Annotated in this window: 14 protein-coding genes; 10 read left to right on the top strand and 4 right to left on the bottom strand. The window is 37.2% G+C overall.

Going from position 1 to position 15970, the window contains the following annotated elements:
• Positions 1 to 556 precede the first annotated feature (556 nt).
• Both KQI87_RS01860 and KQI87_RS01855 read left to right on the top strand, forming a co-directional pair.
• Positions 557 to 1018, top strand: coding sequence for a helix-turn-helix domain-containing protein (locus KQI87_RS01860; protein ID WP_216458662.1), 462 nt, complete (start codon positions 557 to 559; stop codon positions 1016 to 1018).
• A complete protein-coding gene (locus KQI87_RS01855) occupies positions 1015 to 1704 on the top strand; it encodes an IS630 family transposase (RefSeq protein WP_216458661.1) in 690 nt (229 codons plus the stop codon). Before KQI87_RS01860 ends, KQI87_RS01855 begins: the two co-directional genes overlap by 4 nt.
• Positions 1705 to 1845: 141 nt before the next feature.
• Here KQI87_RS01855 and KQI87_RS01850 read toward each other — a convergent pair whose 3' ends face one another.
• The 4 genes from KQI87_RS01850 to KQI87_RS01835 form a co-directional block, all read right to left on the bottom strand.
• Positions 1846 to 2670: an ATP-binding protein gene (locus tag KQI87_RS01850; RefSeq protein ID WP_216458660.1), complete on the bottom strand. Its 825-nt coding sequence runs from the start codon at positions 2668 to 2670 to the stop codon at positions 1846 to 1848.
• Positions 2654 to 3337, bottom strand: a complete 684-nt coding sequence (locus tag KQI87_RS01845) for a hypothetical protein (protein ID WP_216458659.1) — start codon at positions 3335 to 3337, stop codon at positions 2654 to 2656. Before KQI87_RS01845 ends, KQI87_RS01850 begins: the two co-directional genes overlap by 17 nt.
• 248 nt (positions 3338 to 3585) lie before the next feature.
• Entirely contained in the window at positions 3586 to 4308 is a 723-nt protein-coding gene (locus KQI87_RS01840; protein WP_216458658.1) for a LytR/AlgR family response regulator transcription factor, read from the bottom strand.
• 197 nt (positions 4309 to 4505) lie between these two features.
• Complete coding sequence (locus KQI87_RS01835; RefSeq protein WP_216458657.1) at positions 4506 to 5957, bottom strand: hypothetical protein; 1452 nt, start codon at positions 5955 to 5957, stop codon at positions 4506 to 4508.
• Between the two features lie 550 nt (positions 5958 to 6507).
• Between KQI87_RS01835 and KQI87_RS01830 the strand changes: the two genes are divergently transcribed.
• From KQI87_RS01830 to KQI87_RS01795, 8 genes are all read left to right on the top strand, one after another.
• Positions 6508 to 7104: a hypothetical protein gene (locus tag KQI87_RS01830; RefSeq protein ID WP_216458656.1), complete on the top strand. Its 597-nt coding sequence runs from the start codon at positions 6508 to 6510 to the stop codon at positions 7102 to 7104.
• Positions 7052 to 8410 carry a hypothetical protein gene (locus tag KQI87_RS01825; protein WP_216458655.1) on the top strand — a complete coding sequence of 453 codons (1359 nt, stop codon included), beginning with the start codon at positions 7052 to 7054 and terminating at the stop codon, positions 8408 to 8410. The genes KQI87_RS01830 and KQI87_RS01825 overlap by 53 nt, the downstream gene beginning before the upstream one ends.
• 275 nt (positions 8411 to 8685) lie before the next feature.
• Positions 8686 to 9378: a hypothetical protein gene (locus KQI87_RS01820; protein WP_216458654.1), complete on the top strand. Its 693-nt coding sequence runs from the start codon at positions 8686 to 8688 to the stop codon at positions 9376 to 9378.
• Positions 9379 to 9528: 150 nt separating this feature from the next.
• Positions 9529 to 10371, top strand: a complete 843-nt coding sequence (locus KQI87_RS16905) for a leucine-rich repeat domain-containing protein (RefSeq protein WP_216458653.1) — start codon at positions 9529 to 9531, stop codon at positions 10369 to 10371.
• 121 nt (positions 10372 to 10492) lie between these two features.
• Entirely contained in the window at positions 10493 to 10645 is a 153-nt protein-coding gene (locus KQI87_RS01810; RefSeq protein ID WP_216458652.1) for a hypothetical protein, read from the top strand.
• A gap of 244 nt (positions 10646 to 10889) precedes the next feature.
• A complete protein-coding gene (locus KQI87_RS01805; protein WP_216458651.1) occupies positions 10890 to 13010 on the top strand; it encodes a peptidase domain-containing ABC transporter in 2121 nt (706 codons plus the stop codon).
• A 257-nt stretch (positions 13011 to 13267) separates the two neighbouring features.
• Positions 13268 to 14494 carry a CHAP domain-containing protein gene (locus tag KQI87_RS01800; RefSeq protein WP_216458650.1) on the top strand — a complete coding sequence of 409 codons (1227 nt, stop codon included), beginning with the start codon at positions 13268 to 13270 and terminating at the stop codon, positions 14492 to 14494.
• 280 nt (positions 14495 to 14774) lie between these two features.
• Positions 14775 to 15920: a heparan-alpha-glucosaminide N-acetyltransferase domain-containing protein gene (locus tag KQI87_RS01795; RefSeq protein ID WP_253292331.1), complete on the top strand. Its 1146-nt coding sequence runs from the start codon at positions 14775 to 14777 to the stop codon at positions 15918 to 15920.
• The last annotated feature ends 50 nt before the right edge of the window (positions 15921 to 15970 follow it).

The following is a 15970-nucleotide window of genomic DNA, read 5'->3' as shown; positions in this document are numbered from 1 at the left end:
CCCCTTCCGGTAACGGAAAGGTCTTTGCTGGAGGCAAAAGTCCCTCCGGTAAAGCGTAGAACCTCATGTGTTTATGCAGATCTGAAAGAACTTCATTTACAAATGGAAATCTTAAAGGCAGCATAAATGCAGGCAGATATACAGCGGACTACCTGCAATGTGGGAACTTGCCATATCTGGCATGGAAAAATGCGCATAACTGCGCTGACCTAAGTTACAGGCGTATCCGCCGATATTTAGTCTGACGCCTAAAGCGTCTGGAAGCACGCGACTTCAGTCGTGTGAGGATAAAGTTTTTAATTCACATCTCCGATATCTATAGGGGAAAATAAATAAGCCATCTTACCAAAATACTATACATAAAATTCCTTCAGAAAAATCCCTCTTGGTACTGTTATAGAAATGGGCGGTACTCAGAGGGATTTTTCATTTGCACACTCGAATCCGCATTCTGCGCGATTGGTATAATTATTTACGAAACGATGTACTAGTGTACTGACCACTTGTAAATAATGGTAAATATGTGGTATGATAAAAGAAAAATGAAGGTGATTATATGGCAAGAAAAAGAACCTACAAAATTCTTTTATCAGACGATGATAAGAAAATACTTAATGCTACTATTCATAATAAAAAAACATGTAAGATGACAATACGACGCTGTCAAATATTATTAGAACTGGATGAAAATGCACCGCAGCACCTTACTCAAATGCAGATAGCCAAAACATTTGGCGTCAGTAAATCAACTGTGTCCAATATTGTTGCTGCTTACGTAAAAGGTGGTATTCCTGCGATTATCAAAATCAATCGAAATCCTCGTTCAAATGCCAGACGCAAACTGGATGGTCGTATGGAAGCAGAAATACTTCGTATTGCCTGCGGCCCTGCGCCTGATGGTCGTGCCCGTTGGACATTGCGCCTTTTAGAAAAACAGGTACGTTTGGAATTCGATGAACCAATCGGACGAGAATCGATTCGGCTTGCTTTAAAAAAAATGAACTTCGACCTCACATGAATGACTATTGGTGTATTCCGCCGAAAGAAAGTGCTGAGTTTGTTGCAAATATGGAAGATATTCTTGATATCTACGAAATGCCGTACAATCCGGAACTTCCTGTCGTATGCATGGATGAAAAACCTTATCAGTGTCTGGGTGATGTCCGTGAAGCACTGCCGCTGCGCCCTGGAGATAATCAGAAGATCGACTCCGAATATGTCAGAGAAGGAACCTGTAGTATTTTTATCTTTACAGAGCCTTTGCGTGGCTGGCGTCACAGCAATGTTCGGAAAACACGAACAGCACTTGATTGGGCAGAAGAAATAAAGTATCTGTTGACAGAGTGCTACCCAGATCATTCAAAGAGTATTCTGATTATGGATAATCTAAATACACATATGATTGCGTCACTGTACAAAAAGTATCCTGCACGAGAAGCACGCAGTTATGCGAAAAGGCTGGAAATACACTACACTCCCAAACATGGAAGTTGGCTGAACATTGCTGAAATTGAGTTAAATGTAATGACAAGACAATGCCTTGCCAGAAGGTTAGATTCTATTTCAAAAGTACAGCAGGAATTAGTAGCATGGGAAAAAATGAGGAATGAGGATTGCGGGAAAGTATTGTGGCATTTTACAACTCCACAGGCCCGTACAAAACTGCTCTCACTTTATCCAAAATTTGAATCATCTGGGGATTAAAATCCCCAGATACAATTACCATAAATTACAAGTGGTCAGTACACTAGTGTACCAACAAGTTGATTTCTTGAACAATCTCGCGTCTAAATTTTTTATTTCAAGAATCAACTTATCGGTACACTAGAATTGCTATAGATAAAATTATTGTAGTTGCAGTAAAACAATAGAATCAAACACATCTCCATGATTAATCCACTGATAAGACCCATTATACCGTTGACAGATATCTTCAATAATAGAAAGCCCATATCCATGAGAACCCGGTTCCGATTTTGTAGTTTGGTGTGTAAAAGTCTGTGCCGGATTCTTTGTGTTATGCATATAAACCGTCAGAAATCCATTGGAAATATTTGCGGAAAGCCGAATCGCAGGATTGGAATTGCCGGATGCGTTACAGGCTTCGATGGCGTTATCCAGAAGATTAAAAAACACACTGCTGAGGTCAACTGTATCAATAGAAATCTTTTTCGGTAAAAGGATTTCATAGGATATCTGGATATGATTCTGTTCTGCGCGAATGCGTTTTCCCTCCAGGATTGCCAGCAGGAGATTATTCTGGCAATAAGGATGAAAACGCTCTTTCTGAAAAGTCTGATTCAGATTTCTAAGCGTGTCATCAGCCTGTTCGTATTTTCCCTGTTTCAGGAGTGTCTGGAAATCCAGAAGCCCCTGTACAGTTTTGAACTGAAAATCTTGAGTATTCTGTCTACGAATCTGAAGACTGTAGTCCTGCTCCTGCTTTAATTGTTTCTGCTTTTGAAGAAAAGACAATTCCGTTTCAATGTCAGATTTCTTTAATACATCAGAAAGCATACGGTATAGAAGGACACTGATAATGATCATAAACACAGCCAGGATCAGAAACATAGAATCAATTTTTTCTGTATAAATTGTGGACAGAAAATATAGCAGCTGGAATACAAAAAGGAAGAGAAATAAAGGAATCAATTTAATGTTCTTCTTCATGATGGGAATCCTCCTTCTGGCAGGTTTCTTTCCGGTTAAGATTAAGCTGAGACAAAACAGAAGAGATATATGTCCCTGCTTCCTCATACTTTTTCATATCCATCAGATACATGACAGACATGATGTGATTCTCAATGTCATGATTCCATTTTCGGAGATTGGAATATTCATTACTTAGCTGAACGGAATCGTTCATTTGTTTTTTCATTAATTCAATTTCCATTTTTTTCTGCAAATATTCTCTATGCTGCTGATCTAAAGAACGGACTGCACGCAGGAACAGCAGATAACTGCTGATACAGACAAACCAGTATATGATACTGAGTGTCAGAACTGCTTCAGACTTTTTCTGAATGGCAATTAGAACATTGAGCAAAACCGGAGCAACCAGTGGCAGCAACAGTTGTAAACATGTAAGCACTTTTAAATGATCAATACATTGTTTCAGGATTTCTGAAATTTTCCAGAGAAGAAACAGTCCAAGCAGAATATTGGAGAGTTCAATGACCAGATATTCAGCAGGTGAACAACTGGATATCAGGTTGTGGGGTGTATAGATATTGGTCGGTACAAAAAGATTATGAAGTTCAATGAAAACACTGGTACATAAAATTTCCGGACAGATTGTCAACAGCTGAAAAATAAAATAGACAGCTAATTTTTTCATTAAAGATGTCTGAAACAAAAAGATTATCACAAGAAATGCTGTAATTTGAAACAGAATTGTCATTTCATTATGATGTAACTCCCGCTTAAGCCAAAATAACAGAGTTTCAAATAGTGTCAGGCACAAAAAAAGTGGTAGTGAGATCCTTTGTCTGCAAGGCAGGATCCTGCAGCAAAAGTAAAGCAGACCAAAACACAGATAAAGACTGGATAGAATACACAAGAATAAATTAATCATATGACTACCCATTACTGCACCTCCCCGTGACTGGCAAGCATCATGAAAGCAAAAGCGTCTTTAAATTGCTGATAATAAGATCTGCTGACAGGAATCTCTGTACTATCAGAAAGCACAATTCCTTTGTGACTGTAAGTCCGCACTGCGCGGAGATTTACAGCAAAACTGTTATGACAGATGCAGAAATCCGGTTTCATTCGTTCAACAAGAGTCGTTAATTTCTCTTTGGTTGTATAAGTTCCGGATTTGGTATAAAGCGTAGTCTGCCGCAAATTACGTTCCAGATAAAGAATATCTGAACAGAGCACCTGATAATTACGTGAATTTCCGGAAAAATACAGATACTGTGTATGTAACTTTTCCAGTCTCCGGCAGGCAGCTTTTAAAGCCAGAGGAAGATATTCCTCAAGTTGCTGTTTGTGTATGAAATAGGCATGTTCTGTTTCATAAACTGCGGTAGCGTACTGCAAATACTGACTGATAAAAATAATCTGAGTGTCCGGACTCAGGTGATTAATCTTATCTGCAAGTGAGATACCATTCAAATCATCAGAGCCAAGATCAATATCCGTCAGAACAATAGAATAAGGACACCCCTCCCCCTCCACCACCCGAAGAAATTCATCACCGGATGTGAAATGCGTCACTTCAAAAGAATCCTTCAGATACTTCTTCAGGAGAGTATGTATCATATTATAATGTACTGGATTATCTTCACAAATTGCAAGTTTCAAAGTTAAGTAAAACTCCTTTTTCTTAAGTCTTCTGATAATCATACTACAAAAAATGGAATGGCGCAATTCGCTCTGAGAAGAGAAGGGAAAATTATGTTAAATATGTAGTAAAATATGTCTGTTTATGTGAAAGAAGGATATTGCAGAAGAGAAGGGGCTACGCACCAAATTGGTGTGTAGCCTTTTGGTGTTGATTATTATTTTTGTGGATAAAACAGAGTAACGACCCATTGTCCATTATAACAAGAACATTGTACATTATCCGTAGCAGAATGCTCTCCTAATTTGATATCTACAGAAAAGGTCTTTAATTCATCGGGTATAATTTGATCACTATAATTGGACTTATTTTTATCTAAACTTTGTATATCTGATATTTCAGTAATATTTCCATATTGCAGATCAGAACAATCGGATCCTTTCAGCGAATTTGTAAATGCTTCAGAATCTGAAATACCATAACCTGTATCGGTATTATAATCTACACCATCGCTCACCAAAGATAAATAACAGTTTCTTATGTCGTATATATTTTTGGATTTAGTTTGCTCTTGATTTAATAGATTTACTACTTTACCGGATAAGGGAATTTTGTTGTTAAGAACAACCTGATAGAGTCTGGATCTTTCTATTTCTTGTTTTAGATCTATATTCTGATATTGTAAAGTAGGACCCATTGAAGAAAGCGTATTTTCCAGATCATTTTGTTTTATGTTTTCAAAAAATACGTTTATTGCTTCCTCAGGAGTATCGTATCCTTCATGAACTGTTTCTTCAGACTCATAGTCTTCTGCCGATTCTTTTTGAGTAATTTCGTCAAGCATTTCCGTAAGATCGGTCGAAAACAGAGTCTGTGCATCTTCATCTTCTGATAGACATGCGGGAGTTATTACTTGCCGAAATGGGTAGCCTAAGATGCTAATGGGAAGCCCGCCTAACGTAAGAATTAACCACGTATCTTCATATTTTGCTACTTCCATGCACAGAAAGATTGGAAGATTATTCCAATTGCATTGAACAATTACAGGCACCCAGTCGTCATATCCATATTCTTCCTGATGCTCTTGTTTATAGGTGTTTATGAAATCATCGTAAGTTGTATTCGAAACACTACGCTTGTCATATAGTTCATGTATATCTTGAATCCCTGTAGCTTCGATGTTAAATATATCGTCTTCATTTTTTATCTTGCTGAAATCATTTATTATGTCTTCGCTGGTTTCATTTTCTATCATATCAAATGAAATAACGTTAGAATCAAAACAACTGGAGAGACTTAAATACAGACAGCGCATAGAGAAAAATATGTCACACTTTCTTTGAACAAGGTTCATATTCTGAGCAAAGGTATTATCGTCCATTGGCAGTAGAGACGTTGATATAGAATATGAATCTGAATTCAGAGATGCTGGTATATTGTAATGCTGTACATATGATTCTATTGCAAATAGATTAAGCATTTGTTCAATATCCGTATTTTTCATTGCATCTACAAAAGCTAGCGCTGTTTCTTCCGGAGTATCGTACCCGTTTTCTTTAAAATTTAACTCTTCAGCTTTTACCGTATATTGATTCCATGGTAAAGGCATAGTTAATGTGCTGACAGCAAGTGCCGCAGATAATATTATGCTAACTGTTTTCCTGTTCATAATTTTAATCTCCTTCTTCTAAGTATTTGGTACTTATTATCAATTATAAAATATTAATTTTGAAATGTCGATTTCAAAAAGGAATTTGTTGGGATTAAAAAGCAGATGAAAAATTCTTTAAGATTTTTTTATTTTATAACAAATCTGTATTTGACAGAAGCTACAATAGACTTATCAAAAGAAAAACAAAAGCGAAAAACTTAAAAAATAAAAAACGGAGGAAAAGAAAATGAGAGAAGTATCAAAAGAAGAAATGAGAGAGGTAACAGCAGGAAAATGGCAGTGCAATACATGTGGACGGAAATTTAGTCTTTGGATTAAACTCTGGTCTTGGGCAGCTCATGATTGCGTTGGATTCAAATATCATTGGGTTCTTTTCTAGGATTAAAAATTAAATATGAGTAGAACGGACAAAACAAGGGGCATATCATTCGATGGCCCCTTGTTTTCATGTAAAATATTCTCTATCTATAACAAATCTGCATTTCATTTGTGGTATGAAAGAATCAGGTAACTATAAATTTTGGATTGACTATGAGAAAGGAATGCCATGAACAATAAGAATATCGGAATATTAGAATGCTATTTTACTCTGGCCGGTGAGAAAAAATGGAGTGAAGCAAGGAAAGTACTGGAAAAGGCAGAGGAATGTCTACGCAGAGCAGGCGTTGAGAAAATCATATCAAATGAAGAACAGAATACATTAAACTTTAAAATCAGAGCAGGAAAGAACACAGATGCCCTGGCAAAATATGAGTTGGATATACTGCCAGGTGAACACAGAATGCGTTTAAAACAAATATTGTTCCAAAACAACGAAAGAAGTGCAATTAACTCAACGAAATGGTATATTAAAAGGAGAAATGAAAATATACCAAGGGGAATGAAATATTATTTATCACCGGTGCGTCTGGAATGCAGCATCAGCATGGCGGACGAATGGGAAAATGAGCTCCTGCGTCGGGTTATAGATATGATGTGCATTACAGGTGATGACTATGAATTCCTACGGTATTTAAATGAAGGAGTTGTGCCTGAAGAGATTCAGCGTACGATACGACAGGAATATAAACAATATGAAGGAGAAATTGCAAATGGGATCAGTATTCGAAAAAATGATTCAGGATTTAAGCGGACAGGACTGTAAAGAAATATTAGATGAATGCATGGGAAAGAATGCAAAAAAGATCAAGAACCGACCATTAAGATATCGTCTGATTGCTTTGGGATTTGTGACTCATATGACTCTGGAACAGTTGGACAAAAAATTGCAGGAGAACGGATGCGAGCAGCTGTATGCCAGAAACTTTATTGAAGCAACCTTAATTTATGCATTCAGTAATAAGATGACATATCAGGAATGGAAAGAGCTGGAGGAACTTTGCGAAAAGGAGATTTTTGCAAATTCACAGTTAGATCCATGGTTTAATGAAAGTGCCATTAGATACAGTGATCTGCGAAAATATCTGGAGAGTAATTCCCAGGCAGATGGTGATAAACTTAAAACATTATCTGTAACAAAAAACATGCGTGAACAGATTGAAAAAGAAAGTTCAAAGGAACAGTTTATTCGATTCGTAGAACTTAATCTGGAAGAGTTTCGCAGTGTAAGAGAGAAAGCAAGATATTATTACTGCAAGTATCTGAATTTCTACATTGAAGAGAAAATAGAAAGCTATCTGACTGCCTATGAAAGACGATTCGGTATGGAGCAGGCGGCAATGGATCTGGCAGTTCTGAAATGCAAAAGTGATCTGCGGAAAAAATCAGAAAGTGCAGAAGATGTGCGGAATGAATTGTTGGATTCAAGGATATCTTTCGGTAACATTTATGATGCATTCAACTATTTTTATTTCTCCTATATATCTGCAGACTGGATGGAGGTAATGCTGGATGGTTACAGCGATGATGTAGACCAGATCAGTGAGGAAGACCAGAGGAAACTTGCAGAAGCTATCCGTACTTATGAGCATGGATGGAAAGATCTCTCTGACAGAGAAGCAGTTGCCAGAAAAATAGCAGAGATGAAACAAAAAGAAGAAGAGTACGACAGACAATATACAAGAAATACAGATGTGGCACAGCGCGGCTATCAGAAAGGAAGAGCAGGGGAAAACTCTGTCAGAAACTACATAAAAGGAAATATCGACATCGACAGAACGACTCTGATCTGTTATCTGTTATTCTTTGGACAGGAAGGTATGAGACACAAAGAACATATAGTTGACCGTGAGCGTTTGGATCATATTCTGGGAGAATGCGGATACTCAATCCTGAGAAAACAGGACGGATTTGACAACTTTATCATGCAGTATCTGGAAGCAGAAAATAGAGCTGAATTTCTGGTAGATAACGTAGTTGCAGCAGCAGAGGAACAGAAAAACTTTTATCTATATAATATGTATCAGGGCGGAGCAAGTGAATATGAGAGATTGAAGGATATGATACATTAAATGCTAAATATGTAGCGAAATATGGTTATTTATGTGCTGTAATGTTATATTCAAAAACTACATGATATAATCAAACTATGGAAACAAAAAATAATTTTAAAAGTTTTTGTACGTGAAGAAAAAATTCCTTTGGTACTTTCAAATGTGGAACATTATAAAGACAATAAGGTTTCCATGGAAGAAGAGAAAATATTATAAGAAAGACAATCTGAGATTACTACGGATATATAGAGCATTTGAGAAGTACCGGGGAAAGAAAAAGAGGAGGGGTTGATGTGAAGAAAGTGAAAAAAATTTGTTTTAAGTTGTTGGCAGTTATTTTAATATGTGTAATGATCTGTCCAGTCAGTGGAACGGAAACGGTTCATGCAGCAAGTATTAGCAAGGATAGAGCGGAACAGATGTATGTTTATGTATTAAAAAAATGGCTAGCACAAGGAGTATATGTTACAGTTAATAATGATATTTCAAACTATGTAACAAATACACAAAAAAAGCCAACAGGAAGAATTCCACTCAGTACAATTTTTGCCCGGGATGATGGATATTATACGATCGAGGATTTAAATGGAGATGGAGTTCCAGAATGCGTTATAGGTTCGGGTGTTGGAAGAAGTGGATACATGATTATTCTTACAATATACAATAACAATATTGTAAGATTGTTGGGCGTATTTCGAACTACGGGATATGCTACACCTGGCGTTTACTATAATAAGAATAAAAATACATTTGCAATTATACAATTGACAAGTGCAAGAACCTGTGCAAGACATGTTTATCGAATTCGAAATAATAAATTAAGCAGAGTCACAACAATAGCGGATTCTGTAGGTCAAATGCTTGGAAACGGAAAAGTGCCAGTATTTTATTATGTGAATGGAAAGAAGGTATCAAAAACTACTTACATGAAGCGGTATAATGCATATGTGAAATATGCAAAGCAGTTAAAACAGGTAATTGTTTAGTAGGTAAGCTCAAAAGAATGTTGCATAGTATGGATAAATTTATAGATGTCAGGAAATAAAACTCCTGACATCTTTTTGCATATGGATGGGCAATATTTCTGATAGAGATCTGTGTTGGGAAAGTGGTTTGTGAATGGGATGTGATAAACTGTGAGAAAAATAAAATTTGTTTGTATTTCAGTGTTGATAGTTTGTGGATTTGTTCTAGTAAAAAAAGCAGATGATCGAGAAATGTCTTTGTTGTTAAACGAAGTACAAAATGAGGATAAATCAATCATCCAATGGGAAGATGAAAACTTTGGAGAGTCCATATGCAAAGCTTTTGGGAAGGACAATGTAACTTATACAGATATTGAATCTGTAACGGGAATTGATATAGACTCTCAGTATGTAGTAAGAGTATATTCGGAAAATAAAGAAAATGAATATGTGTTTAAGACAAATGACGGTGAATGTGTAATGCTTGCGCCACAGGAGTTTACGACATTAAATGATCTGAAAAAGTTTCCGAATCTTCGAAAGTTGTATTTAAGAGAATGTAGAGTAGAAAATAATGAAGCACTGGGAGAGGTAGTGGGATTGGAACAATTGAGTCTGGATGGATATGCAATAGATTCGCTTGATGTTTTAGATGGTTTGACTACGTTAACAGATTTGACGGTTACTAGAGCGGATCTTGGAAGTTTGCAACCATTAACAGGAATGACAGAAATGAAAAATTTATGGTTAAGCAGTGATAATATTACGGATATTGACGCTTTGTCCGGGCTTGTCAATTTAGAAGAACTGGTACTGTATGGAAATCAGATAAAGGATATATCAGCTCTGAAAGATCTTGAGAAACTTGAAAAATTAAATTTGGACGGAAATCTAATAGAGGATGTAGAACCCTTAGCCGACATGACAAATCTTAAGGAGTTATATCTGCAGGATAATCCGATTAAGAATATGGATTCACTCAAAAATCTTACAGGAACAGAAATAAACAATTGAAAAAATAAAATTTTCCTCTGTTTTCATAACAAATATGTATTTCCCAAAAGCTACAATAGGCTTATCAAAAGAAAACAAAAGCCAAACATTTTTGGAAATTAAAAATCAGGAGGAAAAGAATATGAGAGAAGTATCTAAGGAAGAAATGAGAGAGGTAGCAGCAGGAAAGTGGAAATGTAATAAATGTGGTAAGAAATTTACATTTTGGATTCAGCTCTGGTCATGGGGATGTCACGGATGTAATAATTTCAAATATCGTTGGGTTTTATTCTAATACATGGATTGACAGACTGTGCCAGCAGCCATATAGAATGTATTAGCATTACTTTAAGGGGGCAAGATGTTTGCCTCCTTATGTTTTGCTCTGGCAGGTAATATTTTTTGAGTGGTAATTTGTATCGTAATTGTAAAAAAGAATGCAGGAATGAGTGGAAATTTGGTATACTGAATTTGGTATAGAGCTGCGTAGCGAAGCAGATAAATTGAGAGACAAATACAGGGGAAGGATAAGACGGGTTATGAAATACATCAGACAATATGACGAGATGACATGCGGTGTAACATGCATTGCAAATATATTGATCCATTATGGAGAAGAAAATGTTGACATCAGCAAACTGATCGAGATATCCAAAACAGATAAAAATGGCGCGAATCTCTATGGAATAGCAGAGACTCTGGAAATTCTGGGATTTCAGGCGAAGGTTCTGAAGGGAGATTCGGAGGAATTCTTTAAGGCAGTCAGGGACAATGAGATATTGCTGCCGTGCATCATCCACACAAACAGCGAGAACAACGTGATGCATTATGTGATCGTCAGAGAAGTAAAGAGCAACAAAGTCAGTATTCATGATCCTGCGAAGGGAAATATCAGCATTTCTTATGAGGAATTCAACGATTTATTTACCGGATATGTTGTTACTATAAAGAATCCGGAAAACAGAAAGAAAGCATTCAGCAGAACTTCTGTACGGAAACAGTCTTCCTTTATGGAGTTAATGCCGCAGAATAAATGGGCGATTATATCAACGGTTTTATTTTCGCTGGTGATAGCTGGAATTGGAATTCTGGGAACCGGGATTTTTGAGCTGATCATTGACCGTCCAGGCGAAGTGAATCTGAAAATGATAATGATCGCATTGGCAGTGTTATATCTCTTTCAGGCATGCGTACAGATTGGCAGAACATTGATCATGTCCAAAATGTCCAGAAGAATCGATAATGTGTTACATAAGAAATATAATGAAGCCATTACCTATTTATCTTCTGAGAAATTAAGAATCCGGACAACGGGAGATTATCTGGCAAGATTTAATGAATTAACCACAGTCAGAGATGCAGTTTCCAGTGTGGTACTGGTTATGTTTGTTGATGGGATCATTATTCTGGGAAGTGGTGCTACATTATGGAGAATGAACAGCAAATTATTCCTGGCAAATGTAATTATTATGCTGATCTATGTTGGAGTTATGTTCATTTTCAGAGGGCCTATTAGTAGAAGCAACAATGAAGTAATGGAGAACAGCTCAGAGGCGCAGGGATATGTCAAAGAGTGTATTGACGGTGAAGAAACGATCAAAACTTTAAATGTTAAGAACTATATCTTTGCAAAGCAGACTGCAAAGAGTGATAAACTGACAGGAAGTTTTTATACAGCAGGAATGATCGAACAGATTCAGGAAACGATTGTTTCTGCAATAGACAGTATGGGATTACTGATCGTGTTGGGAATGGGTATTTTATATGTAGGAATGGGCGTTATGACTATCGGTGAAGTGATCACGTTTTATTCCTTATCAGCATATTTTTCCAATCCACTGAAGAACATTGCCAATCTCCAGCCAATCCTGCAGGAGGGAAAAATTGCGCAGAAGAGACTGGATGATATCATTGGTCTGTCAAAAGAAGCCGCAGATGGCGTTCCTTTTGAAGAAAAAATTAATAAAATTGAATTGAAAAATATTGATTTCAGATATGGAAATGGAAAGAAGATTCTGGATCATGTCAGCATTTCAGTTCGGGGAACGCAGAGGATCGCACTTGTGGGTGAATCAGGAAGTGGAAAGAGTACAATCACAAAGATCCTGGAGGGGTTATATACCCCAGAGAACGGAGAAATTCTTATTAATGGAAAGAATCTGCAGGGATATTCTCTGGAGAGTTACCGAAGCAAGATTGGCGTTGTCAGTCAGGATAATTTCTTATTCTCTGATACGATAAAGAATAATCTGCTTCTGGGAAGAGATATTACTGAGGAACAGATGATCGAAGCATGCAAAAAGTGCAATATTCATGAGATGATCGAGGAGCTTCCATTCGGCTATGATACAGTTCTGGAAGAAGGCGGAAAGAATTTATCCGGCGGTCAGCGCCAGAGATTATGCATCGCCAGAGCAATTCTTGGAAAACCGGAATTTCTGATCATGGATGAATCCACGTCAAGCCTTGATCGTCATTCTGAGAGAATTATTATTCAGTTAATAGAAGATTTACAGCTTCCATGTCTGATGGTAACACATAGGAAAAATGTTCTGGAGAGCTGCGAATATGTGTATTTTCTGAAGAAGGGAATTGTAGCTGGAGAAGGAACCTATGAAGAATTAATGGAGACAAATGAAGAGTTTTCTAAGGTAATTTAGCCAAACTGCGGAGCAGTTATTTGGTTATGAGCAATTAGCGAAGAGGATGATTTTATCCGCTTGATACAAGCTGCATAGAGAAGTAAATGATGGATGTCGGGGATAAAAACTCTGGCATCTTTTTTCTTGAAAATTTTTGCAAAAATCCTTTGTAAAAAAACAAATCTGTATTCCGGGAACTGTACAATAGGCTTATCAAAAGAAAAAAGTTATAACTTTTATCAAAATCTATTAAAGAATACAGGAGGAAGTTAATTATGAAGGCAAAGGAAGTTATGAAAAAAATCACATTATCACTGGTAGCAGCATCAATGCTCTTAACAGCAATTCCGGCATCTGCAGCGGAGTTTTCCGATGGTGGAGAATATGAAAGCAGCCTGGAGATGGACAGTAGCAGCACTGAACAGGCGTCTACAGAATTTTCTGATGGTGCAGGAGATGATACTTCAGATGTAAATGATACGCCAAATGTAGATGACACACCGGATGTAGAAGATGAGAATGAATTGTCGGCAAATAGTTACAGCTCTTATGCATGGGAGTACGAAAGCCTTCCGGCAGCTACAAAAAAGAACTGTGTTTCATTTGCGAGATACAAAGTTCCGTCACTGCCAGGTGGATTATTAACCTATCAGAATAAGGTAAACATTATTAACAGTCATGTGGCTCGTGTCGGTGCAATTGCAATTACAAGAGGTAATTCATCCTATGGACATGTTGCATATGTAGAAGCAGTAAATGGCAACAATGTTACCACATTAAATGGTGGATGGGGGAATGGACAGCACATTGGAAGATGGACAGGCACAGAAAGTGAGCAGGGAATTGTAGGATACTGGTATCCGGCATATATGAATACTTCCGTAAATGTAAGCTGGAGTGAGTGGGAAGTTGGAACTACCCAGACAAATTCTACAATTTATTCAAAGATTACTACATCACAGAGAGTTCATTTCACAGGTGCAGGAGTGAGCATCTGGGATGCATCCGGAAGACTGATCAAACAGAAATCCGAAACAACAAGCGTTAACAATACTTATATGAATATCTGGTATAATGTGAACAGCGAACTGGGAATGACCTTATCACCAGGCTCCAGTTATACATATCAGATGTATGCTGATTTTGGCGGAAAACGTTACTATGGAAACAAGAAAACATTCAGAACTAGCGCTCCGGCTTCAACGAACAACAGCAATAATACCCGTGTTGTCACACCAAATCCAACTGTCACAAGTATAAACAGCAGACAGGTTCAGGTAAGCTGGAGCAGATATAACAGTGCTGACAGATATCAGGTACAGTATTGCTACAACCGCTTTTTCCTTGGTGCAGGCAATAAATATATGTCAGGAAACAGACTTTATATCAATGGTGTAAGAAGCAGAAGCTACTATTACGTAAGAGTTCGTTCTTACAGACAGATTAACGGAAGAACAGTATATTCTGCATGGAGCAGTGTGAAGAGTGTAAGAGTAAAATAAAAAAGCTACAGATAAGAGGCAGGCTACTGTTCAGGTAAACTGGATTTAGGAAAAAAGAGAAGAATGCCGGGAGATATAAATCCCGGCATCGTTATTGAGTTATTATTCCACCTATGCTAAACTATCCATATGATATCAGGGTCAAAAGGACAAAGATTTATTCGTGCCTGCACGATAAGAAGTTTGAATCTGTGATCTGTTAAACATGAGAAAAATGAGACATTGAATTTCGTATCTGAAAGGGGAGATATTCAGGGATTGTTCTCGGGAGGAGGTTCCGATGGCGGGAGGAAAAATGAAAAATATGATATCTTTGAAGGACCAGGAAGTGAATGTAGGACGGCAGAGGGAACTTGATTTGGTAAAAGGTTTCCTGATGATCATGATCGTATTTATCCATTCATTCCAGACGATAGCAGGGGCGGAAGCAGCAGAGTCAAGTGTACATAAAATTATGTTTGCGTTGTTCATGCCGACAGGTGCCTGCCTGTATCTGTTTACTATGGGATTTGGAAGTGCTTTTACAAGACATTCCCAGCCTAAGGATATGGTGAAAAATGGCGTAAAGCTGTTATTCTATCAGGGTTTAAGTAATTTATGTTATGCAGCAATAATGACAATTTGCTTCAACATAAGAAATTCTATTACCGGTGAAGCGGCAGGCAGTAGAGAATTGTATAATGCAAATCTGTATTCTATGCTTACATTTGTAAATATATTCTTCATAGCTGGTATGTGTTATCTTGTGCTTGCAATATACAGGAAGTTAAATGTAAAACTGAGTGGATATATCATAAGTGCTGTAATAGTAGGAATTATCTCTCCGTTTACAGGTTTATTGGTTTCTGATAATCCGGCACTTAACTGGATTTTAGATATGACTTTTGGTGGAAAAGGTGAAACAAGCTTCTGCTTTTTCCCATATCTGAGTTATGTATTTCTTGGGTATGTTTTTGGAAAGGTGATCCGGAGAGTACCTGAAAATGAAAAAGGAAATTTCTACAAAAAAAGTGGAGTTGTATGTGGAACTGTAGCAGTAGTATGGTTTATCTGCTGTATCGTATTGCACCCGGGCATTGAAGGATTCTTTAATTATATGATAGGCCAGTACAGAGTGCCGGGGCTTGCAAAAGTAGCAGGAAGTTTCTGCAGTATTATCCTTGTATTCGCAATTGCATTCTGGATCATGCCGATAATGGAAAAATGGAAATTCGGATATAACAAACTGTGCTATTTTTCAAAACAGATATCTAAGATGTATGCAGTACATATAGGAGTCTATTGGGTGATAGGTGGTTTTGCTGCGTTTTACGAATTTGGTGTAAAAGGATGTCTGATATTGTCAGTAATCGTGCTGATAGCAACAGATTTGATCGTGCAGGGATATCTTATAGTTACAGACAAAATAAAAAGCAAAAAAGGGTAATGTAGGAAAGCTCTGACAGAAGTTGATTTTGTCAGAGCTGTTTCATTAGA

This window comes from Blautia sp. MSJ-9, from assembly GCF_018919065.1.
Taxonomy (GTDB): Bacteria; Bacillota; Clostridia; order Lachnospirales; family Lachnospiraceae; genus Blautia_A.
The sequence above is the reverse complement of the archived record's forward strand: the minus strand, read 5'-3'. Positions and strand labels throughout refer to the sequence as shown.